This is a genomic window from Gordonia marina, assembly GCF_052036135.1.
Taxonomy (GTDB): Bacteria; Actinomycetota; Actinomycetes; order Mycobacteriales; family Mycobacteriaceae; genus Gordonia.
Genome location: NZ_JBPSDN010000030.1, coordinates 1 through 26,573, shown reverse-complemented (window position 1 = coordinate 26,573; position 26,573 = coordinate 1). Strand labels below are relative to the sequence as shown.

The 26,573-nt window shown below is 70.4% G+C and carries 21 protein-coding genes; 7 read left to right on the top strand and 14 right to left on the bottom strand.

From position 1 onward, the window contains the following. Positions 1 to 322 precede the first annotated feature (322 nt). Positions 323 to 988 (bottom strand): FadR/GntR family transcriptional regulator, encoded by a 666-nt coding sequence (locus tag ACSEEN_RS16445; RefSeq protein WP_298440702.1) that lies wholly within the window; start codon positions 986 to 988, stop codon positions 323 to 325. A 65-nt stretch (positions 989 to 1,053) separates the two neighbouring features. Here ACSEEN_RS16445 and ACSEEN_RS16440 point away from each other — a divergent pair, with 65 nt between their 5' ends. The 5 genes from ACSEEN_RS16440 to ACSEEN_RS16420 all read left to right on the top strand — a co-directional run bounded on the left by ACSEEN_RS16440 (position 1,054) and on the right by ACSEEN_RS16420 (position 8,286). Further along, positions 1,054 to 2,301 carry an MFS transporter gene (locus ACSEEN_RS16440; protein WP_440713762.1) on the top strand — a complete coding sequence of 416 codons (1,248 nt, stop codon included), beginning with the start codon at positions 1,054 to 1,056 and terminating at the stop codon, positions 2,299 to 2,301. Between the two features lie 68 nt (positions 2,302 to 2,369). After that, a complete protein-coding gene (locus tag ACSEEN_RS16435; protein WP_440713761.1) occupies positions 2,370 to 3,617 on the top strand; it encodes an MFS transporter in 1,248 nt (415 codons plus the stop codon). Between the two features lie 240 nt (positions 3,618 to 3,857). Continuing rightward, complete coding sequence (locus ACSEEN_RS16430) at positions 3,858 to 5,462, top strand: sigma-54-dependent Fis family transcriptional regulator (RefSeq protein ID WP_371307129.1); 1,605 nt, start codon at positions 3,858 to 3,860, stop codon at positions 5,460 to 5,462. A gap of 172 nt (positions 5,463 to 5,634) precedes the next feature. Then, positions 5,635 to 7,131 (top strand): aldehyde dehydrogenase family protein, encoded by a 1,497-nt coding sequence (locus tag ACSEEN_RS16425; RefSeq protein ID WP_247865022.1) that lies wholly within the window; start codon positions 5,635 to 5,637, stop codon positions 7,129 to 7,131. Between the two features lie 33 nt (positions 7,132 to 7,164). Beyond that, complete coding sequence (locus ACSEEN_RS16420) at positions 7,165 to 8,286, top strand: NDMA-dependent alcohol dehydrogenase (protein WP_247865023.1); 1,122 nt, start codon at positions 7,165 to 7,167, stop codon at positions 8,284 to 8,286. Between the two features lie 93 nt (positions 8,287 to 8,379). Here ACSEEN_RS16420 and ACSEEN_RS16415 read toward each other — a convergent pair whose 3' ends face one another. Together ACSEEN_RS16415 and ACSEEN_RS16410 are read right to left on the bottom strand one after the other, a co-directional pair. Then, positions 8,380 to 9,126 carry an SH3 domain-containing protein gene (locus tag ACSEEN_RS16415; protein WP_298440695.1) on the bottom strand — a complete coding sequence of 249 codons (747 nt, stop codon included), beginning with the start codon at positions 9,124 to 9,126 and terminating at the stop codon, positions 8,380 to 8,382. A gap of 164 nt (positions 9,127 to 9,290) precedes the next feature. Continuing rightward, the gene (locus ACSEEN_RS16410; protein ID WP_247865025.1) at positions 9,291 to 10,175 is read right to left on the bottom strand and encodes an exodeoxyribonuclease III; all 885 of its coding nucleotides are present in this window, start codon (positions 10,173 to 10,175) and stop codon (positions 9,291 to 9,293) included. A gap of 157 nt (positions 10,176 to 10,332) precedes the next feature. Between ACSEEN_RS16410 and ACSEEN_RS16405 the strand changes: the two genes are divergently transcribed. Next, entirely contained in the window at positions 10,333 to 10,761 is a 429-nt protein-coding gene (locus ACSEEN_RS16405; protein WP_298440693.1) for a hypothetical protein, read from the top strand. 7 nt (positions 10,762 to 10,768) lie between these two features. On the opposite strand, the gene ACSEEN_RS16400 is transcribed toward ACSEEN_RS16405, so the two are convergent. The 10 genes from ACSEEN_RS16400 to ACSEEN_RS16355 form a co-directional block, all read right to left on the bottom strand. Then, positions 10,769 to 12,265 carry an acyl-CoA carboxylase subunit beta gene (locus ACSEEN_RS16400; RefSeq protein ID WP_440713760.1) on the bottom strand — a complete coding sequence of 499 codons (1,497 nt, stop codon included), beginning with the start codon at positions 12,263 to 12,265 and terminating at the stop codon, positions 10,769 to 10,771. 96 nt (positions 12,266 to 12,361) lie between these two features. Beyond that, positions 12,362 to 12,961: a TetR/AcrR family transcriptional regulator gene (locus ACSEEN_RS16395; protein ID WP_298440689.1), complete on the bottom strand. Its 600-nt coding sequence runs from the start codon at positions 12,959 to 12,961 to the stop codon at positions 12,362 to 12,364. After that, positions 12,958 to 13,758 carry an enoyl-CoA hydratase family protein gene (locus tag ACSEEN_RS16390; protein ID WP_440713759.1) on the bottom strand — a complete coding sequence of 267 codons (801 nt, stop codon included), beginning with the start codon at positions 13,756 to 13,758 and terminating at the stop codon, positions 12,958 to 12,960. Before ACSEEN_RS16390 ends, ACSEEN_RS16395 begins: the two co-directional genes overlap by 4 nt. Before the next feature lie 16 nt (positions 13,759 to 13,774). After that, positions 13,775 to 14,932, bottom strand: a complete 1,158-nt coding sequence (locus ACSEEN_RS16385; RefSeq protein ID WP_298440686.1) for an acyl-CoA dehydrogenase family protein — start codon at positions 14,930 to 14,932, stop codon at positions 13,775 to 13,777. An 11-nt stretch (positions 14,933 to 14,943) separates the two neighbouring features. Next, the gene (locus ACSEEN_RS16380; protein ID WP_440713758.1) at positions 14,944 to 17,190 is read right to left on the bottom strand and encodes an acetyl/propionyl/methylcrotonyl-CoA carboxylase subunit alpha; all 2,247 of its coding nucleotides are present in this window, start codon (positions 17,188 to 17,190) and stop codon (positions 14,944 to 14,946) included. A gap of 7 nt (positions 17,191 to 17,197) precedes the next feature. Then, the gene (locus tag ACSEEN_RS16375) at positions 17,198 to 18,796 is read right to left on the bottom strand and encodes an acyl-CoA carboxylase subunit beta (protein ID WP_298440682.1); all 1,599 of its coding nucleotides are present in this window, start codon (positions 18,794 to 18,796) and stop codon (positions 17,198 to 17,200) included. Further along, positions 18,793 to 19,953 (bottom strand): acyl-CoA dehydrogenase family protein, encoded by a 1,161-nt coding sequence (locus tag ACSEEN_RS16370; RefSeq protein ID WP_440713757.1) that lies wholly within the window; start codon positions 19,951 to 19,953, stop codon positions 18,793 to 18,795. Before ACSEEN_RS16370 ends, ACSEEN_RS16375 begins: the two co-directional genes overlap by 4 nt. 255 nt (positions 19,954 to 20,208) lie before the next feature. Next, positions 20,209 to 21,909 carry an acyclic terpene utilization AtuA family protein gene (locus tag ACSEEN_RS16365; protein ID WP_440713756.1) on the bottom strand — a complete coding sequence of 567 codons (1,701 nt, stop codon included), beginning with the start codon at positions 21,907 to 21,909 and terminating at the stop codon, positions 20,209 to 20,211. Then, complete coding sequence (locus ACSEEN_RS16360) at positions 21,906 to 22,712, bottom strand: TIGR03084 family metal-binding protein (protein ID WP_247865035.1); 807 nt, start codon at positions 22,710 to 22,712, stop codon at positions 21,906 to 21,908. Before ACSEEN_RS16360 ends, ACSEEN_RS16365 begins: the two co-directional genes overlap by 4 nt. Positions 22,713 to 22,764: 52 nt before the next feature. Next, positions 22,765 to 23,667, bottom strand: coding sequence for a PaaI family thioesterase (locus ACSEEN_RS16355; protein ID WP_440713755.1), 903 nt, complete (start codon positions 23,665 to 23,667; stop codon positions 22,765 to 22,767). 86 nt (positions 23,668 to 23,753) lie between these two features. Between ACSEEN_RS16355 and ACSEEN_RS16350 the strand changes: the two genes are divergently transcribed. Continuing rightward, positions 23,754 to 24,662 carry an amidohydrolase family protein gene (locus tag ACSEEN_RS16350; RefSeq protein WP_298440670.1) on the top strand — a complete coding sequence of 303 codons (909 nt, stop codon included), beginning with the start codon at positions 23,754 to 23,756 and terminating at the stop codon, positions 24,660 to 24,662. Between the two features lie 696 nt (positions 24,663 to 25,358). Here ACSEEN_RS16350 and ACSEEN_RS16345 read toward each other — a convergent pair. Further along, positions 25,359 to 26,327 (bottom strand): NADPH:quinone oxidoreductase family protein, encoded by a 969-nt coding sequence (locus ACSEEN_RS16345; protein WP_247865038.1) that lies wholly within the window; start codon positions 26,325 to 26,327, stop codon positions 25,359 to 25,361. Positions 26,328 to 26,573 lie beyond the last annotated feature (246 nt).

The window sequence follows — 26,573 nt, the reverse complement described above, 5'->3', positions numbered from 1 at the left end:
CATCGTGTCGCGGTTGGTGCTCCGGGCAGGTCGCTCGCGGCGTTTCAGGCGCCTCGAACGGTTTCCGCAACTCGCCCCACCAGGGCTATTAACCCTGGTCAGTGGGATAATCGTGCACCCGTTGTCGGGCGTGTCGCAGCAGGTACGACGTGGGCACGACTCCCCGCTCGCCGCCCGGATCTCCGGACGCCAGACGGGCAGCATCCAGCCTGGGCCGGACGCCGACGTACTACTCTACCGGCCTGGTTTCGACAGGTCAAAACTCTTGACGGGGCGGCCGAACGCATCCCGAACACGCCGGCGACACGCCGCACGGATCGCCCTACGCGTCGGCATTGATCAGGACCGACGCCGCCGTCCGCGCCGCCCCGGCGTCCCGCGCGATCACCGCGTCCACCAGCAGCTCGTGAGCCGCGGTGTTCGACGGCCCCGCGCCGCCCGCCTGATGGACGATCACCTCTCGCAGCGCGGGCAGCAGCGAGTCGTAGAACTCCAGATACACGGCGTTGTGACTGGCCGCGACGATCGCCCGATGCAGTCGCGCGTCGGTCTCGACGGCGGCCGGCCAGTCGACCGGCGGCTCCTGTTCGGGCCAGTCCCGGTTCCGGAGGGCCAGCAGCCTCCGGAGTTCGGCGACGTCGGCATCACTGCGGCGCTCGGCCGCCAGCCCGGCGGCGGTCACTTCCAGGGCCTCGCGCAGTTCCAGCAGATCGCGCCGGCGCGCGGCAGCGAAGAAGCCGCCGAACGCGACCTCCCGCTCATCACGCGCGACGACATAGGTGCCCGACCCCTGCCGCCGCTCCAGCAGACCGGCATGCACCAGCGACTGCACGGCCTCGCGCACCGTGTTGCGCGCCGTACCCGTCATCTCACACAGCTCGGGTTCGGTCGGGATCCGCTGCCCGACGACCCAGCGCCCCCGGGCGATCTCCTCGCGGAGCTGCTCAGTGACCTGGGCGATCAGGGTGCCACGCTTCACCTCCCGCATGCCCTCATTCTCACATGCCCACGGCCCTCTTCCCTCAATACATCCATTCATCCTATGATTTGTCGATGTCCGTCCTGCCCTTCACCGAGCCGATCCCGCACGACACCCGCTGGGGTCGCGGCGGCGGCCGGGCCCTCGTCCTGGTCGCGATCGTCCTGTACGCGTTCAGCCTGCGCGCGACGGTGTCGTCGATCACGCCGCTGCTCGGCCGCATCGCCGGCGACCTGGGTTTCGGCAGCGGCGGCATCGGCCTGATCGGCACCCTCCCGACGGTGATGTTCGGCATCGCCGGGATCGTCGCTCCGGCGCTGGGACGACGACTGGGATACGAGCGGCTCTCGCTCGTCGCGCTCGCCCTGATCGGCGCCGGCACCACCGCACGCTCGTTCCCCGACGGCATCGCACCGCTGCTGGCCCTGACCGGGGTCGCGCTGCTCGGCATCGGCTTCGGCAACGCTCTGTTGCCACCCCTGGTGAAGCGCTACTTCGGCGATCGCATCGTCGTCGTCAGCACCGTCTACATAACCTTCGTGCAGCTCTCCACCGTGATCCCGGCGGCGGTCGCGGTACCCGTCGCCGACGCCGTCGGCTGGCGGGCCGGACTCGCCATGTGGGCGGCGGTCCCCTTCGCCGCGCTGCTGCCCTGGATCGCGGTGCTCCGCCGGAACCGGCCCGCCGGCCGCCACGGCACCGGCGCGAGCGCTCCGCCGACGCCCGCGGCCCCGCCGCGGCTTCCGGTGTGGCGACTCCGCTACACCTGGGGTCTGACGTTGATGTTCGCGATGACCTCCCTGCTCGCCTACACACTGACGACCTGGATACCGGCGATCTACACGAGCGCCGGCAGCAGCGAGGCCTCCGGCGGCGCCATGGTCGCGATCTACTCGCTCGGCGGCTTCGCCGGAACACTGCTGACCCCCATGCTGACCACCCGGCTCGCCAATCCCTTCCCCCTCGCCGCGTTCTTCTGCATCTGCGCCCTCGTCGGCCTCGGCGGGCTGCTCTGGGCGCCGCTGACCGTTCCCTGGCTGTGGCCGGCGATCGCCGGGCTCGGCCCGAACATCTTCCCGATGGCGATCACCCTGACCAACCTGCGGACCCGCACGAGCGAGGGCTCCGCCGCCCTGTCCGGCTTCGCGCAGGGCATCGGCTATCTGATCGCGAGTTCCGGGCCGGTCGTCGTCGGGCTCCTCTACGGCGCGACGCACTCGTGGGGTGCCGCCGTCGCCTTCCTCGCCGGAGCCGCGGCACTCATGATGTGCGGCTCGTGGGTCGCGTGCCGACCGGGCCACGTCGAGGAGCGGCTCGCATGACGCCGTCGTCGGTCCGGCGCCGAGCACGACTCCGACCGGTTTGTGGGGTCCGCCCGCACGCTGCCACCATGGCTCGCGTGCCCCCGCTTCCATCCGCCTCCGACACCGCCACCGCCCGCCTGAGAGAGGCGGTGCACGGCCGCGGCGGGCAGCTTCTGGTGCTCGCCGCGATCGTGACGTTCTCGTTCTCGCTGCGGGCGGCGGTCACCTCGCTCACCCCGCTGCTCGGACGCATCTCCGAGGAACTGCATTTCGGCGACGCCGTCACCGGGGTGCTCGGCATGCTGCCGACGCTGCTGTTCGGCATCGCCGGTCTGGTCGGGCCGGCACTGGGTCGTCGTGCCGGATTGGAGATCGCCACCGTCGGCGCGGTGATCCTGACCGCCGCCGGCACCGGATTGCGCGGCCTCGCGGGTGGCGCGGGCACGCTGATTCTCCTGTCCGCGGTGGCCCTCTTCGGCATGGGCCTGGGCAATGTCCTGATCCCGCCCCTGGTCAAGCGCTACTTCCCGGCGCGGATCGCCACGGCGTCGACCACGTACATCCTGTGCGTCCAGCTGGGCACCACGGTCCCGGCGGCCGCCGCGGTCCCCCTCGCCGACGCCGCGGGCTGGCGCGCCGCACTCGCCGTCTGGGCGCTGATCCCGCTGATCGCGCTGCCGCCGTGGCTGGCGGTCGTCCGCCGTCGCCGGACACGGCCGGCGAACGACGTCGCCACCACGCGGTTGCCCGTCTGGCGGTCGTCGATCACCTGGGGCCTGGTGATGCTCTTCGGGATGACCTCGTTGATGACCTACTCCCTGTTCACCTGGGTCCCCACCGTCCTGACCTCCGCCGGCGGCAGTGACGCGCTGGGCGGGACGGCCGTGGCGGTGTTCTCCGGCGTCGGCTTCCTCGCCACCTTCGTCGCGCCGTGGCTGTGCATCCGCTTCACCGACCCGTTCGGCTTCGTCGTACTGTTCGCCGCGTGCATGCTCGGCGGTCTAGCCGGCCTGCGCTGGGCGCCGCTCGACGGCACCATGATCTGGATCGTGCTCACCGGCATCGGCGCCACCTCGTTCCCGATGTCACTGACCCTGATCAACGTGCGCACCCGGACCAGTTCGGGGTCGTCGTCGCTGTCCGGCTTCGGTCAGGGCATCGGCTATCTCCTGGCCTGCGCCGGCCCCCTCCTGTTCGGTGTCCTGCACGACGCGACCGACGGCTGGGACGTCCCGTTCGGACTGCTCGCGATCGCGTGCCTGGTGATGGTCGCCGGCGGGCGGATCGTGTGCCGGCCGCGTCTGCTGGAAGACGTGCTCCGCCCCGGCCCCTGAGCAGAACATTTCGGGTGTCCAGAATCCGGACACTCATCACCCCTTGCGGTGTGTGAGGATGATTCTCACGCACCAGGACTTTGGTCCCTGATGCGCGTGGACCGCACTCCGAAGCGCTGCCGCTCGCGCGCTCCGGAGTGTCGTGCAGGCCCACCGGCCGAAACCCCCGACTCGGCCGGTGGGCCTGTTCCATGTCCAGACCCTTTCCCTTGCGCCGCCGTCCGTGTCAGAGTGGGAATCATGGCTTCTTCGCTGCCGCACCGACCGGTCATCGCCGCGTCCTGGCAGCGCGTGCGCTCGACGGGCCTGGAGCACGACCACCGTCCCGACCCGATCCTGAGCGATGTCGACAGCGCCGACCCGCTGCTCGACGCCGCCCGCCCGGTCCTGCAGCGCGCCGCGGAGATGCTCGACGGCACGCCGACCGCGCTGCTCCTGGTCGACGACGCCAGCCGGATGGTCGCCCGGGTCTCCGGCGACGGCACCCTGGAACGTCGCCTGGCCGACGCCGGTGTGGTGACCGGCGCCGACTTCACCGAGGCCGCGATGGGCACCACCGCACTCGGCACCACCGCGGAGGTCCGCGGCGACACCGTGATCAACAGCAGCGAGCACTACCTGGAACAGTTCCGTTCGCTGAGCTGTTTCGGCCGCCCGATCATCCATCCCGGCACGCGCCGGGTGGCAGGCATCCTCTGCATGACCGAGGAAGCTCAGCGGATCAATCCGCTGTCCCTTCCGCTGGTGCGCGGCATCGCGCACGACATCGGCGAGCGTCTGCTGACTCGCAGCCATTCCGACCACCAGCGGGTAATCGCCGCGTTCGGCGACGCCGCCGACCGGCGCGACATCGCCCTCGCGGCCCTCGGCGACAACCTGCAGCTCACCAACGCCCTCGCCGCCCAGCTCTTGGCGCCGGCCGACTTCGGCACCCTGCGGCTGCTCCTCGAACAGAACGACATCCCGCCCACCGTCACGCTGGTGTCCGGGGTGACGGCCGCGGTGGAGGCCGACCGGATCCCCGGAGTACGGCACGCCGCCATCTTCCGCTTGCGTCCCCGGATCGACCGGTTGCCGTCCGGCGGTGTCGCCGCGGGAACACCGACGGCCACCACCGTCGCGATCTGCGGCGAACCCGGCACCGGGCGCACCACCCGCGCCTTCGGTATCGCCCCGCGCGAGCGGTCGACGGTGGTCGACGTCGCCGCGACCCTGCTCGCGGGCACTCCCCTCGATCTGGCGGCGACACTCCGGGAGGCGCAAGCGCGCGGGGAGGGCGTGGTGATCGACGCCGCCGACCTGCTCGATGAGCGGTCTCTTCAGCTCCTCCTCGCCGCGGTCGCCGGCCGCTCGGCCGCCGATCCGGCGCTGGTCGTGGTGACCGGCCCGCCCGACTCGCTGTCGCCGAGCGCCTCGGCGCTGGTCGCACGCTGCCGCCGGCGCACCACGCTGCCCCCGTTGCGCCAGCGACCCACCGAACTCGCCGCGCTCGGCCAGGAGATCCTGCGGGCCCGGGACGTGCGGCTCACGCTGAGCACCGACGCCTCCGATGCCCTGGTCTCCCAGGAGTGGCCGGGCAACCTGCGCGAGTTCGCGACCGTACTGAGCGAGGCCGCCGACGCCGCCCGCGCCCGCGGCGCCCGGACCGTCGACGTGGCCGATCTGCCCGACGGCTACCGCAGCACCTCCCGGGTCTCCCGGCTCCTCGGCCTGGAGCAGGCCGAGCGCCTCGCGATCGTCGAAGCGCTCGACGCCGCGAGCGGCAACAAGAGCCATGCCGCCAAGCGTCTCGGCATCAGCCGCACCACGCTGTACGCGCGGATCCGGGCACTCGGTATCCGCTGATCCCCGGCGGCATCACCCCCGCCGTTTCGACTGTCCACGCAGTCTGTCCACTTTCCGGACAAGCCGTCGGCCTCGATCCATGCGACAAATGAAGTACGTCACAGACAGTGGCGTGGTTCACACTCCATCGAACGCATCGCCCGGTCCACACCGGGCGAGAGAAGAGGTTCCGATGACCACATCCTTGACTCCGGCGCTGCTTCCCGCGGTCGCCGAGTTCGTCGCTTCCGACCGCAAGATGCTGATCGGCGGCGCATGGGTCGACGCCGCCTCCGGCGAGACCTTCGAGACGCTCGACCCCGCCACCGGCCAGGTGATCACCCGGGTCGCCAAAGGTGAGGCCGCCGACATCGACCGGGCCGTCGCCGCCGCGCGCGCCGCCTACGAGGGCCCCTGGTCGCGGATGAAGCCGAACGAACGCGAGCGCCTGATCTGGCGCGTCGGCGACATCCTCTCCGAACGCGCCGAGGTCTTCGGCCAGCTCGAAGCCCTCGACAACGGCAAGTCGGTCGCCATCGCCACCGCGGTCGACGTCGGGTGGTCGGCCGACGTCTGGCGCTACAACGCCGGCCTGGCCACCAAGATCACCGGCTCGTCGATCACCCCGTCCATGCCGTTCTCCCCCGACGGCCAGTTCCACGCCTACACGCGGCGCGAATCGCTCGGGGTGTGCGGGCAGATCGTGCCGTGGAACTTCCCGATCCTGATGGCGACGTGGAAGCTCGCACCCGCGCTCGCCGCGGGCAACACCGTCGTTCTCAAGCCGGCCGAGCAGACGCCGCTGTCGGCACTCATGCTCGGCGAGGTCTTCGAAGAGGCCGGCTTCCCGCCCGGCGTGGTCAACATCGTGCCCGGCTTCGGCGACGCGGGCGCAGCCCTCTCGGCGCACATGGACGTCGACAAGGTGGCGTTCACCGGCTCCACCGAGGTCGGCAAGAAGATCGTGCAGGCCGCCACCGGCAACCTGAAGAAGGTCTCGCTGGAACTCGGCGGCAAGAGCCCGAACATCGTCTTCGCCGACGCCGATCTGGAGGCCGCCGTCGCCGGCAGCGTCGCCGCGTGGATGTTCAACCACGGCCAGTGCTGCGTGGCCGGCACCCGCATGTTCGTGCAGCGGGAGATCTTCGACGACTTCACCCAGGCCGTCGCCGACGCCGCCGCGCAGGCCAAGATCGGCCCCGGCCTCGATCCCACCACCGAGCTCGGCCCGCTGGTGTCCCAGGAGCAGTTCGACCGCGTGAACGGCTACATCCAGCAGGGCCTCGCCTCCGGCGCCCGGGCCCTGACCGGTGGCGGCCGCTGGGGCGAGCAGGGCTACTTCATCGAGCCGACGGTCTTCGTCGACGTCGAACCGAGCTACTCGATCGTCGAGGAGGAGATCTTCGGCCCGGTCGTCGCCGCACTGCCCTTCGACGGCGAAGACGACGTGGCCCGCGCCGCGAACAACTCGATCTACGGTCTCGCCGCGGGCATCTGGACCAAGGACATCTCGAAGGCGCACCGCACCGCGGCCGCCGTCCAGGCCGGGTCGGTGTGGGTGAACCAGTACAACGGCTTCGACACCGCCCTCCCCTTCGGCGGATTCAAGCAGTCCGGCTGGGGCCGCGAACTCGGCGACTCCGCCGTCGACCTCTACACCCAGGTCAAATCCGTCAACATCGCCCTCTGACCCCGCTTCACCCTCACCCCTTTAGGAGTTCCCATGAAGACCAAGGCAGCAGTCCTCCTCGCCCCCGGCGAGCCGTTCAAGATCATGGAGCTGGAGCTGGATCCGCCCGGCCCCGGTGAAGTGCTGATCAAGTACACCAACGCCGGCCTGTGCCACTCGGACCTGCACCTGACCGACGGCGATCTGCCGCCGCGCTACCCGATCGTGGGCGGCCACGAGGGCGCCGGCATCATCCAGGAGATCGGCCCCGGCGTGACCAAGGTGAAGGTCGGCGACCACGTGGTCTGCAGCTTCATCCCGAACTGCGGCCACTGCCGCTACTGTTCCACCGGCCGCCAGAACCTGTGCGACATGGGCGCCACCATCCTCGAGGGCTCGATGCCCGACGGCACCTTCCGCTTCCACGGCCCGGACGGCGAGGACTTCGGCGCGATGTGCATGCTCGGCACCTTCTCCGAGTACTCGACCATCTCCGAGCATTCGGTAGTCAAGGTCGACGACTGGCTGCCGCTCGGCACCGCCGTCCTGGTCGGCTGCGGCGTGCCCTCCGGCTGGGGCACCGCCGTCGATGAGCGGGCGGGCAATCTCCGCCCCGGCGACACCTGCGTGATCTACGGCATCGGCGGCCTCGGTATCAACGCGGTGCAGGGCGCCGTCGCGGCCGGCTGCAAGTACGTCGTGGTGGTCGACCCGGTCGCCATGAAGCGCGACGCCGCACTCAAGTTCGGCGCGACGCACGCCTTCGAGAGCGCCGCCGAGGCGCAGGAGAAGGTCACCGAACTCACCTGGGGCCAGGGCGCCGACGCCGCGCTGATCCTGGTCGGCACGGTCGACGAGGACGTGGTGAGCAATGCCTTCGCCATCATCGGCAAGGGCGGGCGCGTGGTCATCACCGGTCTCGCCGACCCGGCCAAGAAGACGGTCCACGTCTCCGGCGCCGAGATGGCCCTCATGCAGAAGACCGTCCAGGGCACCCTCTTCGGCTCGATGAACCCGCAGTACGACATCGTCAAGCTGCTCCGCATGTACGACGCCGGGGAGCTCAAGCTCGACGAGCTGATCACCCAGCGGTACACCCTCGACGAGGTCAACAAGGGCTACGAGGATCTCCGCGCCGGGGTCAATCTGCGCGGCGTGATCGACCACGCCGAGTAGTCCCTCCCCAGCGGCCCTCGGGACCGAGCGGAGCCGCGACCATGACGGTCCCGGCTCCGCTCGTCGTCGCTATGGTGCGTTCAGCGCCGGCGGCTACCGCGAGCCCCACTCCGGCGGCGCGTACGACCAGCCGAGGTAGGTGCTGAGCAGGCGGTTGTACCGCTGCACCGTCGGGCCGTTGACGGCACCGCCGGACACGTAGGTGCCGTCGCCCACCGCGATCATCACGTGGCCGTAGCCCTGGTCATAGGTCGGGTTGGAGCTGAACACCAGCGCGCCCTTCGGAATGCCCGACGACGAGGTGTGGATCATCCCGCGCGAGCGCAGGTTGTTGAACGTGGCGATGGCACTGCCCGAACGTCCGCTGGTGCCGTATGCGTTCTCGACGAAGCGCTCGCACGCGAAGTTGTACGAGTTCGACCCGACCTGCGAGAGCGCCCACGAGACCGCCTTGGCCTCCCGGTTGCCCGACGGAGCGGGGGCCGGCGCCGGCTGACCACCGCAGCGCGGCGCCACGGCGTTGTTGGTGCCGGTGTAGATCCACGCGTCGGCGACGTAGCCCGAGCCGGCGATGTGGTCCCAGATGGTCGAGGTGCCGTAGTCGCCCTTCACCGCGGGCCCGGTGGTGGTGCAGTCGATGGTGACCCGCGTCTTGTCGTTCAGCCGGGCGACGATCGGCGCGGTGGTGTTCGGCGCGCTCCGCACGTTCAGGGTGATACCGCCGGTGTGCACGGTACCGGTGGCCGCGTCCGCAGCGCCCGCTCCGGCCACGGTCGCGGCACCCGCCGCGGCGACGGCGAGTGTCGCGGTGAGCACGCGGCCCAGTCGGTTGATCTTCATGCCGATCCTCTCGGTGTCAGCGCACCAGGTCGGTGCGGAGCCCAACCGTGACACCCGGCACGATCCCTGTCACGGGACACATGCCGCAAATACGGCATATCGGACGGAGAATCCCCCGTACGGCGTAAGCGCGAAGGCCCTCACCGCCAGGCCGGGGAGACTTCTCAGTCGGCCACCGAATGCGGCAGCTTCACCGAGCCCGGGGCCACCTTCGCCGGGCGGGACGGCGGCGGCACCATCGGGCCGCAGTTCCCGTCGGGGGCGACGTCGAGGTCGACGATCACCGGCGCGTGATCGCTCGGCTTGGTGCCCTTGCGAGCCTGGCGGTCGACCCACGCGGCCTGCACGCGCCGCGCGATCGGGTCACCCGCGACGATCAGATCGATCCGCATGCCGAGGTCCTTGTGGAACATCCCGGCCCGGTAGTCCCAGTACGAGTACATGCGCGCGTCCGGCCAGTGTGCGCGGCCGGTGTCGGCCATCCCGAGGTCGAGCAGACCTTGCAGCTCCGCCCGCTCCGGCGCGGTCACGTGCGTGTGCCCCTCCAGCGCCGCCGGGTCGAACACATCGGCGTCGGCCGGGATGATGTTGAAGTCGCCGCAGACCATGCTGTCGGCGGCGTCCGGGGCGACGGCCGCGCGCAGCTTGTCGAGCCAGGCCAGCTTGTACCGGTAGTGGTCGGAGTCCACCTCGCGACCGTTCGGCACGTAGACCGACCAGATGCGGATCCCGTCGCACACCGCCGACACGGCCCGGCCCTCCGGCGGCCCCGCGGGATCGGGGAAGCCCGGCGCGTCCGGGAACGCGGCGCGCACATCGTCGAGCCCCACCCTCGACAGGACCGCGACCCCGTTCCACTGCCCCTGCCCCACGTGCGCGAATTCGTAACCGCGCGAGGACAGTTCGTCGCCGAGTTCGGCGGCGAAGGCATCGTCGGAGACCTTGGTCTCCTGGAGACAGACGACGTCCGGCGCCCGCTCGTCGAGCCAGGGCAGCAGGCGCGGGATCCGCTGCTTCACCGAGTTCACATTCCAGGTCGCGACACGCATGGTCCCAGCCTATCGGGGCCGCCCGGCTGGGTTCGGGAGCATGCTCGGTGCCGAATGACCCTGGAAAACGAGTGGTGCACTACCTCAATCATCGGCGTCCCCCGGGGTGACGATTGCGGCGGGCCGAACGCCCGTCTCACCCACCGAGGAGGACACCATGACCCGTATCCCCGCCCGCAGGCTCCTGACCGTCGGGGGCGCGCTCTGCCTCGCCGCCGGGAGCGTCGTCGCCGTCGGCAGCGGCACCGCAGCCGCCGCGCCGGCGAAACCGACCTACGAGATCACCCTGCCGGCCGGCTCCCCGAACTGGATCAACCACTGGGACATCAGCCATAACACCGGGAAGTGCTATTTCCACAAGAAGAGTGGCTTCCCCGTCCCGAACGACGTCCGATCCGAACTCGTCGCGAGCGTGTACACCTGGCCGATCGACCCGCATGAACTCCAGTCGGGAGCCAACACGCTGTGGGTCGAGTGCGACGACGGCGGCAAGTCCGATGTGGTGACCGTGTACGCACCGCGCAATCAGCTCAACGATCTCCGCACACAGTTCAGCATCGACACCAAGAACCTGTTCGGTTCCTGAGCGGCGGTCACCCCGCCGCGGCCGCGGCGAGAAGGCACGCGATCAGGCCCCGGGTCTCCGCGGGGTCGATCACGTCGTCGATCTCGAAGTGCCTGGCCACGTTGAGCACGTCGGAGTGCTTCCGCATGGCCGCGGTCAGTTCCGCGACGGTCCGCTCCCGCTCCGCCGGATCCTCGATCGCGGCCAGCTCGGCCCGCAGCGACAGCCGGACGGCGCCCTCCAGTCCCATCGCTCCCATGTGCGCACCGGGCCAGGCGAGCGTCATCAGCGGCTCCCGCGTGCTGCCGCCGAGCATCGCCTGCGCACCGAGCCCGTAGCCGCGCCGCAGCACGACGCCGATCATCGGCACCGACAGCTGTGCCCCGGCGATGAGCAGCGCCGATGTCCGCCGCACCATACCGGTGGCCTCCGCCTCCGGGCCGACCATCATGCCCGGGGTATCGACCAGCGACACCACCGGGAAACCGGCCGAGTCGCAGAGCCGCAGGAACCGCGCCGCCTTGTCGCCGGCCGCCGCGGTGATCGCGCCGGCCACGTGCCGGGTGTCGTTCCCGAACAGCCCCACCACCCGGCCCTCGACGCGGCCGAGCGCCGTGAACAGCTCCGGCGCGAAGTCGGGCCCCAGCATGGTCACCGAACCGGCGTCGCACAGCGCCTCCACGATCGGCCCCGGGTCGTACGCGACCTGTTCCCGTTCGGGGACCACGTCGCGCAGCACGGACTGGTCCGCGGCCGTCCAGTCCTCCCGCGGGCCGAGGAAGTATCCGAGCAGGTCGCGCGCGGCATCGTCGACGTCGTCGCGATCCACCGCCACGTCGACCACCCCCGCGGCGGCCATCGTCTCGAGCGGTCCGACGTCGGCGGCGGCCACCTCGCCGAGTCCGCCGCCGGCGATCATCGCCGGGCCGCCCATGCCGAGCGAGCTGCCGTCGCACGCGACGATCAGATCGGCGCACCCGGCGATCACCGCGTTGCCCGCGAAGCAGTTGTCGTCGACCACGGCGATCCGCGGCACCCGTCCGGCGAGCCGGGCCCACGCCGCGAACGTGGTCACGTCGAGCGCCGACACCAGCGGCAGGTCACTGTCGCCCGGCCGTCCGCCACCGCCCGCGGCGAAGAAGAGCGTCGGCAGCGCGAGCCGCTCGATCACGTCGATCAGCCGGTCGCTCTTGATGTGCCCGCGCATGCCCTGCGTCCCGGCCATCACGAGGTAGTCGTACGAGAGCACCGCGCACGACCGGCCGTCGATCGTCGCCAGTCCCCCGACGATGCCGTCGGCGACGGTGCGGTCGAGCAGTTCGTCGTCGGATCTGCGGTTCGCCTGCGCCGCCGTCACGAACCGTCCGTACTCGACGAACGATCCCGGATCGACCACCGCCGCAATGTGTTCGCGGGCGGTCCGGCCGCCGCGGGCGTGCAGTTTCTCGACGGCCTCGGGCCGGGCCGAGTCCTCGGTCAGCGCACGACGCGCGAGCACCTGGAGCAGATCATCTCGAATGGCCATCTGCTCGACGCTATCGGTCGAAACCGAAGCTCGTCTGTTGTTCCGTGGTTGTCGGACGACCACCGAACAGCACACATCATCGGCGTCCGCACCCGCTCAGTCGGCGAGTGCGAGTTTGACCTGCTCCACCCAGGCGGCGACCACCTGGGAGCGGCGCCGGGAATCGTCGGAGAGCGTGTCGGCCAGCCCGAGACCACGGGCCAGGTCCAGGGTGATCTGCGCCAATCGATGCGCCTGCTCGCCGTGGACGCCCGCGGGATCGAGCCCCTGCACGGTCAGCCGGTGGGCGGCGCGGGCCAGCTTGGCCTCCCGCGGCAGGATCAGCTCGCGGAGCGCCTCATCGGAGGCGGCGGCGGCCCAGACCTGCAGGGCCGCTTTGAACGGCACCCCGATGTAGATGGAGACCGCCTGCTCGACGACCGCGGCGATACGGTCCGGACCGGCCGGCAGGCCGGTCTCGGCGGCGGTCTGGGTCATCTGCTCGAACATCTCGTCCAGCACCGCGGTGATCAGGTCCTCGCGGGTCGGGAAGTGATGCTGCGCCGCACCCCGGGACACCCCGGCCGCCTCGGCGACCGCGGCGACCGTCGTCGCCGACCAGCCCTTGGCGGCCAGCATGTCGACGGTCGCCGTCAGCAGCCGCTCGCGGGTCTGCCGTGAGCGCTGCTGCCGGGGCTCCCGGGCACCGACGGTCACGAGCTGCTCGCGTCCCAGGCCGGTGGACGCTTGCTCAGGAAGGCCGTCATGCCCTCGCGCGCCTCCTCCGACGAGAACAGTGCGGCCGATTCGGCGGCGCGTGCCGCCGTGGCCTCGTCGAACCCGTCGAGGAGCGCCGCCGTGGTGAGCCGCTTCGACGCGGCCAGCCCCTGCGGCGATGCCTTCCGCACACCCTCGAGGATCGCGTCCAGCTCCGCCCGCAGGCCCTCACCGGAATCGGCGGCGGCGGTGAGCAGTCCGGCCTCCACCGCGGCCGGGCCGCCGAACTTCTCCCCGGTGAGGAAGTAGCGGCCGACCGAACGCGCGGTCATCTTCGCCAGCAGCACCACGGAGATGATCGACGGTGCCAGGCCGAGTCGCGACTCGGTCAGCGCGAAGGTCGACTTCGGTCCCGCCAGGGCGATGTCGGCGGCGCCGACCAGACCGAAGCCGCCGGCGCGCACGTGCCCGTCGAGCACCACGATCATCGGCTTGGGCAGGTCGATGAACGACCGCATCAGACCGGACATCGCCGCGCCCACTTCCGCGGTGGCCTCCGCCGGGGTGAGCCCGCGCTGCAGCGCCTCGCCGAGATCGGCTCCGGCGCAGAAGGTTCCACCGGTGTGGGTGAGCACCACCGCGCGCACATCGGGGTCGGTACTCGCGGCGTCGACGGCCTCCCGCAGCTGGCGCACCAGCGTGGAGCTGAGGGCGTTGCGGTTGTGCGGCGAATCGAGCGTGATGGTGCAGACCGCGGACTCGGTCGCCGCGCGCACCAGTATCTGTTCGTCACTCATCGCGAAACCGGCTCTCTCAGTACGACTTCGGGAGACCCAGGCTGGCCTGGGCGACGAAGTTGAGGATCATCTCGCGGCTGACCGGGGCGATCTTGGCGATCCGGGACAGCGCGATCATCGGCGCCACCCCGTATTCGACGGTCAGGCCGTTGCCGCCCATCGAGTGCACCGCCTGGTCCACCGCCGCGACCGCCGCGTCGGCGGCGGCCAGCTTCGCCATGTTCGCCGCCTCGGCCGCGCCCCAGTCGTTCCCCTCGTCGTACAGGGTGGCGGCCTTGCACATCATCAGCTTGGCCATCTCGAGGTCGATCTTGATCTTCGCGAGCGGATGCGAGATCGCCTGATGCGTCGCGATCGGCGCCTTCCACACGGTGCGGTCGTTGACGTAGGCGACGGCCTTCTGCAGGGCGTAGCGCGCCATGCCGACCGCCGACGCCGACGCCATGATGCGCTCGGGGTTCAGGCCGGCGAAGAGCTGGCTCAGGCCGGCATCCTCGGAGCCGACGAGCGCGTCGGCGGGGAGCCGGACGTCGTCGAGGAAGAGCGAGAACTGCTTCTCCGGGTTCACCAGTTCCATCTCGATCAGCGTCCGGGAGAAGCCGGGCGCGTCGGTCGGCACGATGAACAGCGCCGGCTTGAGCTTGCCGGTCTTCGCATCCTCGGTCCGGGCGACGATCAGCACGGCCTCGGCCTGGTCGACGCCGGAGATGAACACCTTCTGCCCGCTGAGGATCCACTCGTCACCGTCGCGGCGCGCGGTCGTGGTGATCATGTGCGAGTTGGATCCGGCATCGGGCTCGGTGATGCCGAAGGCCATGGTGATGGAGCCGTCGGCCAGACCGGGGATCCAGCGCTGCTTCTGCTCGTCGGTGCCGAAGCGCGCGATGATGTTGCCGCAGATCGCCGGGGACACCACCAGCATCAGCAGGCCGGTGCCCGATGCGGCGAGTTCTTCCATCACGATCGCGAGCTCGTACATGCCGGCGCCACCGCCGCCGTACTCCTCCGGAAGGTTGACGCCGATGAAGCCGAGATCACCGGCCTCCTTCCAGAGTTCATCGGTCTTGCGCCCCTGCCGGGCGCAGTCCTGGAAGTACTGCGGCCCGTACTTGGCGCCCAGCGCCGCAACGGCGGCCCGGAGCTCGGTCTGCTCGGCGGTCTCGGTGAAGTTCATTGCGGCTCTTTCTATTCGGCTGCGTTTGCGAGTTCGGATTCGTCGGAGATGACGGCGAGGACGTCACCGACGGAGAGTTGCCTGCCCTCGGTGACGGCGAGTACGGAGACGATGCCGTCGCTCGGCGCACTGATCGTGTGCTCCATCTTCATGGCCTCCAGCCACAGCAGCGGCTGGCCGGCGGTCACCCGGTCGCCCTCGGCGACGGCCACCCGGATCACCGATCCCGGCATCGGCGCGAGCAGCGAGCCCGGGCGCTGGACGGTCGACGGATCGACGTAGCGCGGGAGCCGCCGGAACGACGCCGACGCCCCCGGCCAGTCGACGAAGACCTCGTCACCGGCGACGGCCACAGAGAATCGGCGCGCCACACCGACGGTACGCAGTACCACCTCGTCCGGGGTCCACGACACCACCTCGACATCGTCGAGGTCGGGCAGTTCGACGGCCCCGCGCACGATCCGGTACCGGATCTCGATGTCGGAGGTGGGCGGGTCCTGAGCATGCGTGCCGGAGCCCGCGTCGGCACGCGGTCGAAGGGCCGACTCGGACTGCGGGTCGTCATCCGTTCCCTGAGCCGCCGGCGAAGGAGGCGTGTCGATCCGGCGCTGCGCCGCAAACGTCCGGCTCTGGTAGCCGGAGGGAAGGTTGCGCCATCCCGAGGGGAGGCCGCCGAGCACCGTCGCACCGGCGCGATCGGCCGCCGACTGTGCCAGTGCCGCCGCGACCGCGGCGACCACCGTCGCCCGGTCATCGGCGAGCGGCGCGGAGAGTCGTTCCAGGCCCACCGAATCCAGGTAGGCCGTGTCCGTGTCGCCGCTGAGGTATCGCTCCTCGCGCAGGATGTTCACCAGCAGATCACGGTTGGTCACCAGGCCGTGGATCCGCGCATCGGCGAGCGCCCGCGCCAGCATGGCCGCCGCCCGGCGCCGCGTCGGCGCCCAGGAGATCACCTTGGCGAGCATCGGGTCGTAGTAGGTGGAGATCTCGCTGCCGTCGGCGATACCCGAGTCGACGCGGATCCCCGGGCGGTCCAGCAGGGCGAAGCGCACGTCGGCCGGGATGTCGATGGTGTGCACGGTGCCCGACTGCGGCTGCCAGTCGTTCGCCGGGTCCTCGGCGTACAGCCGCACCTCGATCGAATGCCCCGTGCTGCGCGGCTCGTCGCCGTCCAGCGGCTCCCCCTGCGCCACGCGCAGCTGCCACGCCACCAGGTCGGCACCGGTCGTCAGCTCGGTGACCGGATGTTCCACCTGCAACCGGGTGTTGGTCTCCAGGAAGAAGAACCGGCCCGTTGCGTCGGCCAGGAACTCCACGGTTCCCGCCCCCACGTAGCCGATCGACGACGCCGCGGTGCGCGCGGCGTCGTACAGCGCGTCGCGCATCCCTTCGACACGTCTCGTCGCTTCGCTCCTCGACGGCTCAGGGATCGGACCGGGGGGCGTGAGCCGTTCCACCAGCGGTGCCGGTGCCTCCTCGATCACCTTCTGGTGGCGGCGCTGAATGGAGCATTCGCGCTCCCCGACCGCCCAGACCGTGCCGTGCGCATCGGCCATGATCTGCACCTCGATGTGGTGCCCGCGCTCGATGTACGGCTCGCAGAAGACCGTGGGATCGCCGAACGCGGACTGCGCCTCGCGGGCCGCCGCGGCGACGGCGTCGTCGAGTTCGCCGAGTTCCCGGACGATCCGCATGCCGCGACCGCCGCCGCCGGCCGAGGCCTTGATGAGCAGCGGAAGGTCGGCCTCGGTCACTGAGGCCGGATCGAGATCGGACAGCACCGGTACACCGGCGGCCTTCATCGCCTCCTTGGCGTTGACCTTGGAGCCCATCGCGGTGATCGCCGCGGGCGGCGGGCCGATCCAGGTGAGTCCCGCATCGATCACCGCCTGCGCGAATTCGGCGTTCTCGGACAGGAATCCGTAACCGGGGTGGATCGCGTCGGCACCGGCGGAGCGGGCCGCGGCGATCACCAGATCACCGCGCAGGTAGGTCTCCGCGGATGTCGACCCGGGCAGCCGGACGGCCGCATCGGCGACCCGCACGTGCGGGGCGTCGGCGTCCGGGTCGGAGTACACCGCGACGGTGCCCAAGCCCATCGCGCGGCAGGTCGCGAAGACGCGGCGGGCGATCTCGCCGCGGTTGGCCACCAGGACGGACGTGATCACATTCGCTCCGTGAGCGCCGTCCGCTCCCTGAGCACCGTCCGCTCCCTGAGCGCCGTCCGCTCCCTGAGCCTGTCGAAGGGTCGTCGTCATGATTGCCTCACATCCGGAAGACGCCGAAGTTGCCGGTGCCCTCGATCGGGGCTCCGGCAATCGCGGACAGGGACATTCCGAGCACCGAGCGGGTGTCCCGGGGATCGATCACGCCGTCGTCGTAGAGCATTCCGGAGAGGAACATCGGGACGGATTCGGCTTCGATCTGCGCCTCGATCATGGCGCGCAGACCGGCGTCGGCTTCCTCGTCGACCGTGCCGCCGCGAGCCTCGGTGGCCGCGCGGGAGACGATCGAGATGACACCGGCGAGCTGGGCGCCGCCCATCACGGCGGACTTGGCGCTGGGCCAGGCGAACAGGAACCGCGGGTCGTAGGCCCGACCGCACATGCCGTAGTGCCCGGCGCCGTAGCTGGCGCCCATCAGCACCGAGATGTGCGGCACCGTCGAGTTCGAGACGGCGTTGATCATCATCGAGCCGTGCTTGATGATGCCGTTCTGCTCGTACTCCTTGCCGACCATGTAGCCGGTGGTGTTGTGCAGGAACAGCAGCGGCGTGTCCGCCCGGTTCGCGAGCTGGATGAACTGGGTGGCCTTCTGCGACTCCGCGCTGAACAGCACACCCTGAGCGTTGGCGAGGATGCCGACCGGGTAGCCGTGGATGCGGGCCCAGCCCGTGCACAGCGAGGTGCCGTACTCGGGCTTGAACTCGTCGAAGTCGCTGTCGTCGACGATCCGGGCGATCACCTCGCGCGGATCGAACGGGATCTTCAGGTCCGGCGGCACGATGCCGAGCAGTTCCTCCGTGTCGTAGCGCGGCTCGGCGACCACGGCGTGCGGCGCAGGCCCCTTCTTCCGCCAGTTGAGCCGGGCGACGATGCGCCGGCCGATACGGACCGCATCCTGCTCGTCGGCAGCCAGATAGTCGCCGAGGCCGGAGACCCGGGCGTGCATCTCGGCGCCGCCGAGCTCCTCGTCGTCGCTCTCCTCACCGGTGGCCATCTTGACCAGGGGCGGACCGCCGAGGAACACCTTGGAGCGTTCCTTGATCATCACCACGTGATCGCTCATGCCCGGCACGTAGGCGCCGCCCGCGGTCGAGTTGCCGAAGACCAGCGCGATGGTCGGGATACCCGCCGCGGACAGCCGCGTGAGATCGCGGAACATCCGTCCGCCGGGCACGAAGACCTCCTTCTGGGTCGGCAGATCGGCACCGCCGGACTCGACCAGGGAGATCACCGGAAGCCGGTTCTCCATCGCGATGCTGTTGCACCGCAGGATCTTCCGCAGGGTCCACGGGTTCGACGTGCCGCCCTTGATGGTCGGGTCGTTGGCGACGATGAGGCACTCGACCCCCTCGACCACGCCGATGCCGACGACGATCGACGCACCCACCGCGAACTGGGAGCCGTAGGCCGCGAGCGGGCACAGCTCGAGGAACGGCGAGTCCTGGTCGATCAGCAGCTCGATGCGCTCGCGCGGAAGCAGTTTGCCGCGCTTGCGATGCCGCGCGACGGAGCGCTCACCGCCACCGTCGAGCACCTTCCGGAACTCGAGGTCGAGCTCGGCGAGCTTGGCGTTCATCGCCTCCACGTTGGCCTGGAACTCCGGCGACGCGGTGTCGACCTTGCTGGCCAGGATCGTCATTTCTGGTACCCCAATCGGTTGGCCGCGAGAGTGCGCAGGATCTCCGTCGTACCGCCGCCGATACCGATGATCCGCATGTCGCGGTACTGGCGCTCGATCTCCGACTCGCGCATGTATCCCATGCCGCCGAACAGCTGCACCGCCTTGTTCGCGACCCACTCCCCCGTCTCGACGGCGTTGTTCTTCGCGAAGCAGACCTCGGCGATCAGGTCCTCGTTGCCCGCCTCGTACTGATCCACCAGGGCCCGCGTGTAGACCCGGGAGACGTCGATGCGCTGGGCCATCTCGGTGACGGCGTCCTGGACGTTCTGGCGGGCGATCAGCGGCTTGCCGAAGGTCTCCCGGTTCCGCACCCACTCGAGGGTGAGGTCGAGGCAGCGCTGCGCCTGCGAGTAGGCCTGCACGGCGAGCCCGGCGCGTTCGGTGACGAAGGCCTGCGCGATCTGGAAGAAGCCCGAATTCTCCGCACCCACCAGGTTCTCCACCGGGACACGGACATCCTCGTACGACAACTCGGCGGTGTCCGAACTCAGCCAGCCCATCTTGTGGAGCTTGCGGGACACCGTGAACCCGGGCGTGCCCTTCTCGACCACCAGCAGGGACACGCCGGCCGCTCCCGGTCCGCCGGTGCGCACCGCGGTGACGACGAAATCGGCCCGGACCGCGGACGTGATGAAGGTCTTGGCGCCGTTGACCACGTAGTGGTCGCCGTCGCGGACCGCGGTCGTCCGCAGATGCCCGACGTCACTGCCGCCGCTGGGTTCGGTGATCGCGAGGCTGCCGATCTTGTCGCCGGCGATGGTGGGCCGGACCCACCGCTCGATCTGCCCGGGGTCGCCGGCGCGGATCAGATGCGGGAGCGAGATCCCGCTGGTGAACAGCGAGGCGAACACGCCGCCGGCCACCCCGCGGTAGTGCAGTTCCTCGGTCATCACGCAGGTGTCGACGGCGGTGCCGCCGGCGCCGCCCGCGGACTCCGGGTAGCTCAGCCCGATCAGCCCGAGTTCCGCCGCCTGCTTGTGCAGCTCGCGCGGGATGAGGCCCGTGCGCTCCCACTCGTCCTGGAACGGCAGGATGTGGCGTTCGGCGAATCCGGCGACGGTCTCGCGCAGGGCTTTCCGCTCCGCGGTGTCCCAGCCGGTGTTGGGGATGGACATGAATCTCCTTGCGTGCGTACGACTTCGGGTTTCGTTGGTGGGTCCGGGGGTTGGCTTCGTTTGGCTGGGGGTGTGGCTTCGACACGGGCTCGGCTAGCGCCTCGCCCGGCTCAGCCGGCTATTGACGGCTGCTAGCGGCGGCCAACGACAGCCGGCTGAGCCGGTGAGGAACGAAGTGACGAACCGTGTCGACCCTTCGACCGCGTGTCGTCGCAGGCTCCGCCACGCATGCTCAGGACCCACCCGCCCGCCTCCCTAGTCGAGGAAGCGTTCCGGGATCGGGACGTGGCGCGAGCGCAGCCACTCGCCCAGGCCCTTCGCCTGCGGGTCGAAGCGGACCTGTTCGGCGACTCCGCGGCCGAGGATGCCCTCGATCACGAAGTTCACCGCGCGCAGGTTCGGCAGTCGGTACCGGTGGACGTCGAGCGCGGCGATCTCCGGAAGCAGTTCCTTCAGCCGCTCGGTGGACAGGAACGCGTCGAGCCACGCGTACTCGTCGTCGCTGCGCGCCCAGAGCCCGATGTTCGCGCTGCCGCCCTTGTCGCCGCTCCGGGCACCGGCGATCGATCCGAGCGGCACGGTCCGGGTCGGGCCCCAGTCGGCGGCCGGCTCGGGGGCGGGGTCGTCGGCGTCGTACGTCGGCGGGCCGGCGAGCGGCGACGGCTCGATGCGGACGGTGACCCCGTCGGGCTGGGTCACCCGGTGTTCGACGAGGGCGGCGTCGACGTAGCCGGGTTCGTAGACGCCGTACGGCGAGCCGCTCGCGGGCGGGCCGGTGAGGGTGAAGCCGGGATACGTGGCGAGGGCGAGTTCGACGGCGACGTTGGAGAACGCCCGGCCGACCTTGGCCGGATCCTGATCGCGGGCGACGACGTGGAGCACCGCACTGGCCTGCTCCTCGTTGTCGGCGTCGGTCCGGTCGTGCCGGACCAGCCGCCACTCGAGCTCCGCGGGCCGTTGCGGCAGCGCCGCCTCGAACTGCTCCTGGAAGAGCGCCGCCTTCGCCTCGATGTCCAGGCCGGTCAGGATCACCGTGATCTCGTTGCGGAGGCCCGCGAGATGGTTCAGCGACACCTTGAGCGTGTTCGGGGGCGCCTCACCGGTGGCCGCCGAGATCGCGACTCGGTCGGTGGCCTCCTGAGTCAGCTGCACCGAGTCCAGGCGCGCGGTCACGTCGGGGTTGAAGTAGCGCGGCCCGCCCACCTCGTAGAGCAACTGGGAGGTGACCGTGCCGACCGTGACCGCACCGCCGGTGCCGTCGTGCTTGGTGATCACCGACGACCCGTCGGCGTGCAGTTCGGCGATCGGAAAGCCCAAGTGCCCCATCGGGATCTCGGTGAAGAACGCGTAGTTTCCACCGGTCGCCTGCGCGCCGCATTCGATCACGTGCCCGGCGACCACCGCGCCGGCGAGCGCGTCGAGGTCGTCGTGCTTCCAGTCGAACGCGGCGGCGGCCGGACCGACGGTCAGCGAGGCGTCGGTGACCCGGCCGGTGACGACGATGTCGGCCCCGCGGGTCAGCGCCGTCTTGATTCCGAAGGCGCCGAGGTAGGCGTTCGCGGTGAGCGGAGTGCCCAGGCCGAGTTCACCGGCCCGCTTGGCCAGGTCGTCGCCGGAGACGAATGCGATCTGCGCGTCCAGTCCTTGTTCGGCGGCGAGTTCACGCAGTGCGACGGCCAGCCCGTGCGGGTTGAGTCCACCAGCGTTGGTGACGATCTTGACGCCGCGGTCCAGCGCAAGGGCCAGGTTCTCCTTCATCTGCTTCAGAAAGGTCTTGGCGTAGCCGGTGGCCGGGTCCTTCATGCGGTCGCGGCCGAGGATCAGCATGGTCAGCTCGGCCAGGTAGTCGCCGGTGAGGTAGTCCAGTTCACCGCCCTCCAGCATCTCCTGGACCGCGCTGAAGCGGTCTCCGTAGAAGCCGGAGGCGTTGCCGATCCGTACGACGTCGCGCATCATTGTTCCTTCGATGAGGTCGGGGCGAGGGGTCCCCGGCCACCGCCGGGCGGCCCCGCGAAGCACTGGGCGATCGTCGACCAGTGCCGGGCGTCGTCACCGGTGAAGTCCAGCGCGAGGTCGTCGAGGTGCCGCCGCTGGGTGACCAGTTCGCAGAAGTCCAGGGCCGGGCCGCGCACCACGTCCGTGGCGTCCTCGGGCCCCCAGACCCAGAGGTCGCCGGAGGGCGCGGTCAGTTCGTAGCGGAACGGCGCGGCCGGCGGCTGTTCCTGATTCACCTGGTAGGCGAAGTCGCGGGTGCGCACGCCGAGGTGCGCGACGTTGCGGATCCGGTCGGTCGCCGACGCCGCGGCGCCGAGCGCGTCGGCGATGTCGAGGCCGTGCGCCCACGTCTCCATCAGCCGCGCCGAGGCCATCGACGCCGCGGACATCGGCGGCCCGAACCACGGGAGCTTGGTGCCGTCCGGCACGGCGACCAGCGCTCCGGCCAGGCGCGCCCGGTATTCGCGCCAATCGGCGAGAAGCTCGCTCGGCGGACGAGCCGCTTCGGCATCCGCGGCGGCGTCGACGAAGCCGCCCGGATCGGTCCACGCCTCCTTCAGCGCACGCTGAAAGCCCTCCGCATCGGTGATCGCGGTGAGGCTGGTCCGGTCGGTCCACGTCAGATGACCGATCTGATGGGCGATGGTCCAGCCCGCGGCGGGCGTGAGCGTCGCCCATTCCTCCGGGCCGAGCCCGGCTACGAGATCGTCCAGCGCGTCGCCTTCGGCGATCAGATCGGCCACGACCGTGTCCACGAGAGCCATATGGCGAGCCTCACACGACCGCGAAGAAAAATCAAGCGTGATTGATTGTTTCTTAGCCGGACGAGCCATTCGGCGAGGTCAGATACCGCGCATCCGCGACGGCGTGGGCCAGCAGGCGGTCGCCGTCGTACAGGTCGGCGTCGAACACACCGAGACGCCGCCCGACCCGGACCGGCCGGGTCCGGACGGTGAGCCGACGGCCGTCGACCGCCGGCGAGCGCAGGAATGCGATGGTGAACGCGGTCAGCTGATAGTCGGCACCGGCCGGTGCCGCGGCCTGCGCCGCCAGCGACAGCCCCTGGGCGGCGATCGCGGCGATCACGCCGCCGTGCATGGTGCCCATGAGATTGGAGGTCCACGGATCGGCCGCCGCGCTGAAGAGCACACCGCCCTCCCCGTCGAACTCGACCGCGCCGCCGAGCAGACGAGCGAAGGGACCGAGACCGGCGCCGTCCGCGACCAGTTCGCCGACGATGTCGCGGCCGGACCGGTTCGGATCGACGACCGCGCGGGCCACGGCGACGGACTCCGGCCGAGTCGGTTCGCCGATCTCGACGCCATCGTCGCCGGTGACCAGATCGCGGTCGACGCGCACGTTGTGGGCCTCCCCGACGCACACCGCGCGGCCGCCGTCGCCCGAGATCCTCACCGTCGTGACGCCGAATCCGTCGTCGTTCATCACCAGTTCCGCGGTGGCCCGGAGGATCTCGTCGATCCCCGGACGGCTGTTCATCGACATCGAGAGCCGTGCCTGGATGGCCGAGCCGGGTCCGGCGGCGAAGAACGGGAGTCCGCCGATGTCATCGAAGAGCACGGTCAGCGCCGGGAGGTCGATCAGGCCGCGGTGATCGGTGAGTCCGGGACCGAGATACTGGACCATTTCGGCCGGTGCCGCCCCCGGCCGGCGGCCGACGGCGAACGCGGAGAACGGATCGTGCGGGGAGGGGGTCGTCATTCCTCAGTCCTACCAACCGCGCCGTACGTCGGACCCGGCGCCGTGACCTATTGTGCGAGATGTGAACCGATCCCCGGAATGCGCCGATGTGTGACACCCACCGCAACGTGCCGTTCAGCGACGACGAGGCGGCGGCGGTCCGCGCGTTCACCGCGCGGCTCGGCCTCGACGGCCTGATCGACGTGCACACGCACTTCATGCCCAAACCGGTCCTCGACAAGGTATGGGCCTACTTCGATTCGGCGGGGCCGATGATCGGCCGCGAGTGGCCGATCGCCTACCGCGCCGACGAGGAACGCCGCGTCGCCGCGCTCCGGTCGTTCGGGGTGCGGACGTACTCGTCGATGCTGTACCCGCACAAGCCCGACATGGCCGAATGGCTCAACGGATGGGGAGCCGACTTCGCCGCCCACCACCCCGACTGTCTGCGGACGGCCACCTTCTACCCCGAGCCCTCGGCGCCGCGATACGTCGCGGCCGCGATCGAGAGTGGCGCGCGGATCTTCAAGTCGCACATTCAGGTCGGCGACTACTCACCGGTCGATCCGCTGCTCGACGAGGTCTGGGACATCCTGGCGCAGGCCCGGATCCCGATCGTCATCCACTGCGGATCCGGTCCCGCCGCGGGCCGCTTCACCGGCCCCGAGCCGATCCGCGACGTGTTGCGGCGTTTCCCGTCGCTCTCGCTGATCATCGCGCACATGGGGATGCCCGAGTACGCGGACTTCGTCGAACTCGCCGAGACCTACGACGAGGTCCGCCTCGACACCACGATGAACTTCACCGACTTCTGCGAGCGCGAGGCGCCCTATCCCCCGGCCCTGCTGCCCAGGCTCGCGGCACTCGAGGAGAAGATCCTCTTCGGCTCGGATTTCCCGAACATCCCCTACGGCTACCTGCACGCGCTGGAATCGTGCGAGCGGCTGGGTCTGGGCGATCGGTGGCTGCGGTCGGTCGTGCACGACAACGCCGCCGCCCTGTTCGGGCTGGACTGACCCAGTTCGTCTCGTGCGCGGCTTGGCGGCGGGACGGCCCGCTTGTCAGGGGGGTCGTTTCGACAAGCCCCTCGGCTGGCGCCTCGTGGCTGCTCAACGGGCAGTCGATGGCGGCTGGTGGCTGCTCAACGGGCGGTCGATGGCGGCTGGTGGCTGCTCAACGGGCGGTCGATGGCGGCTTGTGGCTGCTTAACGGGCGGTGCGGCGGTGGCGACGCTCGACCGCCGGGACACGGCGGGTCAGTCGGCGATCTTGATGACGCCTTGCCGCGGACGCGGCCGTCCGCCGGGCCGGCGAGCTCGTCGTGCCGGGCTGCACCGACCGCGGGTCGCGCGAGACTGTCCGTTTTGTCGGTCGGCGACCGACAAAACGGACAGTTTCGGGATGGGTCCGGTGCCCGGCGCAGCGACAAGACCGCTCGCGGGTCATGGGGTCGTTTCGACAAGCCCCTCGGCTGGCGCCTCGGGGCTGCTCAACGGGCTGTGCGGTGGCTGGCGCCTCGGGGCTGCTCAACGGGCTGTGCGGTGGCTGGCGCCTCGGGGCTGCTCAACGGGCTGTGCGGTGGCCGGCGCCTCGCGGCTGGCCAACGGGCTGTGCGGTGGCCGGCACCTCGCGGCTGGCCAACGGGCTGTGCGGTGGCCGGCACCGCGCGGCTCGCCAACGGGCGGTTCGGCCGGTGCGGCGGCCGTAGCCGGGTCAGTCGGCGATTTTGATGACCGCCTTGCCGCGGACGCGACCCTCGGCCAGGTCGGCGAGCGCGGTGGGGAGGTCGGCGAGCGGATAGGTCACGTTGACGGGCGGGCGCAGGCCGGCGTCGATCATCTCGACGAGCTCGTCGTGCAGGAGGCCCGGGACGTCCGGGTGCGTGCGGATGTATTCGCCCCACGCGGCGCCGACGACGGCGATGTTGCGGAAGAGCACGCGGTTGAGCTTGACGGTCGGGATGCCCCCGGCGGCGAAACCGATCACCACGTAGCGGCCGTCCGGCGCCACGGTGCGCAGCGCCTCGTCGAACACCTCGCCGCCCACCGGGTCGATCAGCACGTCGACGCCGCCGCCGGACAGTTCGAGGACGCGGTCTTTCCAGCCGTCGGTCAGCTGGACCACCTCGTCGGCGCCGAGCCCGCGCAGCATCTCCTCCGCACCGGTCCGGTGCACCACGGCGATCACGGTGGCGCCCATGGCCTTCGCCACCAGGATCGACGCGACGCCGACCCCGCCGGCGGAGCCGAGGACCGCGACCACCTCACCGGGCGCGGTCTGCGCACGCATCTTCAGCGCGAAGAGCGCGGTCTGGAAGTTGATGCCCATCGCGGCGCCCTCGTCGAAGCTCAGCGAGTCGGGCATGCGGAACAGCATCTCGGGAACGGCGAGCACCTGCTCCGCGAAACCGCCGAGCCACGAGGTGACGAGAACGCGATCGCCCGCGGCGTATCCGGAGCCCTCGGGCGCGCTGGCGACGACGCCGGCCACCTCGGTGCCCGGCGTGAACGGCACCGGCGGGCGCATCTGATACTTGCCCTGGCTCATCAGTACGTCCGGGAAGCAGACGCCGCACGACTTGACGTCGATCAGCACCTGGCCCGGTCCCGGTTCGAGGGCCGGCAGGTCCTGCAATTCGAGCCCCGACGGGCCGGATTCCGCGGTCAACACCTGTGCTTTCATGGCCCCCAGCGTACGTCCCGGATCGCCGGGCGCGACCTCGATTCGGGGCATGAGCCAGGCTCCCGGGCACCCGGTCTAGGTGTACTTCCCCGACACGTTGTGAACATCTGAGGTGAAGTGAAGACCTCCGGGCAGGATGTGGGCTACCACACTCACTCCAAGCCACGGAGGTCTTCGTGATCCACGCTAACGCACCATTGACTCCGGAGGGACGCCGACGCTTGGCGGTGCTGGTCGTCGAGGACG

Coding starts and splice junctions, on each gene's coding strand:
- ACSEEN_RS16445 (WP_298440702.1), bottom strand. CDS start 988: ATGCGGGAGGTGAAGCGTGGCACCCTGATCGCCCAGGTCACTGAGCAG.
- ACSEEN_RS16440 (WP_440713762.1), top strand. CDS start 1,054: ATGTCCGTCCTGCCCTTCACCGAGCCGATCCCGCACGACACCCGCTGG.
- ACSEEN_RS16435 (WP_440713761.1), top strand. CDS start 2,370: ATGGCTCGCGTGCCCCCGCTTCCATCCGCCTCCGACACCGCCACCGCC.
- ACSEEN_RS16430 (WP_371307129.1), top strand. CDS start 3,858: ATGGCTTCTTCGCTGCCGCACCGACCGGTCATCGCCGCGTCCTGGCAG.
- ACSEEN_RS16425 (WP_247865022.1), top strand. CDS start 5,635: ATGACCACATCCTTGACTCCGGCGCTGCTTCCCGCGGTCGCCGAGTTC.
- ACSEEN_RS16420 (WP_247865023.1), top strand. CDS start 7,165: ATGAAGACCAAGGCAGCAGTCCTCCTCGCCCCCGGCGAGCCGTTCAAG.
- ACSEEN_RS16415 (WP_298440695.1), bottom strand. CDS start 9,126: ATGAAGATCAACCGACTGGGCCGCGTGCTCACCGCGACACTCGCCGTC.
- ACSEEN_RS16410 (WP_247865025.1), bottom strand. CDS start 10,175: ATGCGTGTCGCGACCTGGAATGTGAACTCGGTGAAGCAGCGGATCCCG.
- ACSEEN_RS16405 (WP_298440693.1), top strand. CDS start 10,333: ATGACCCGTATCCCCGCCCGCAGGCTCCTGACCGTCGGGGGCGCGCTC.
- ACSEEN_RS16400 (WP_440713760.1), bottom strand. CDS start 12,265: ATGGCCATTCGAGATGATCTGCTCCAGGTGCTCGCGCGTCGTGCGCTG.
- ACSEEN_RS16390 (WP_440713759.1), bottom strand. CDS start 13,758: ATGAGTGACGAACAGATACTGGTGCGCGCGGCGACCGAGTCCGCGGTC.
- ACSEEN_RS16385 (WP_298440686.1), bottom strand. CDS start 14,932: ATGAACTTCACCGAGACCGCCGAGCAGACCGAGCTCCGGGCCGCCGTT.
- ACSEEN_RS16380 (WP_440713758.1), bottom strand. CDS start 17,190: ATGACGACGACCCTTCGACAGGCTCAGGGAGCGGACGGCGCTCAGGGA.
- ACSEEN_RS16375 (WP_298440682.1), bottom strand. CDS start 18,796: ATGACGATCCTGGCCAGCAAGGTCGACACCGCGTCGCCGGAGTTCCAG.
- ACSEEN_RS16370 (WP_440713757.1), bottom strand. CDS start 19,953: ATGTCCATCCCCAACACCGGCTGGGACACCGCGGAGCGGAAAGCCCTG.
- ACSEEN_RS16365 (WP_440713756.1), bottom strand. CDS start 21,909: ATGATGCGCGACGTCGTACGGATCGGCAACGCCTCCGGCTTCTACGGA.
- ACSEEN_RS16360 (WP_247865035.1), bottom strand. CDS start 22,712: ATGGCTCTCGTGGACACGGTCGTGGCCGATCTGATCGCCGAAGGCGAC.
- ACSEEN_RS16355 (WP_440713755.1), bottom strand. CDS start 23,667: ATGACGACCCCCTCCCCGCACGATCCGTTCTCCGCGTTCGCCGTCGGC.
- ACSEEN_RS16350 (WP_298440670.1), top strand. CDS start 23,754: ATGTGTGACACCCACCGCAACGTGCCGTTCAGCGACGACGAGGCGGCG.
- ACSEEN_RS16345 (WP_247865038.1), bottom strand. CDS start 26,327: ATGAAAGCACAGGTGTTGACCGCGGAATCCGGCCCGTCGGGGCTCGAA.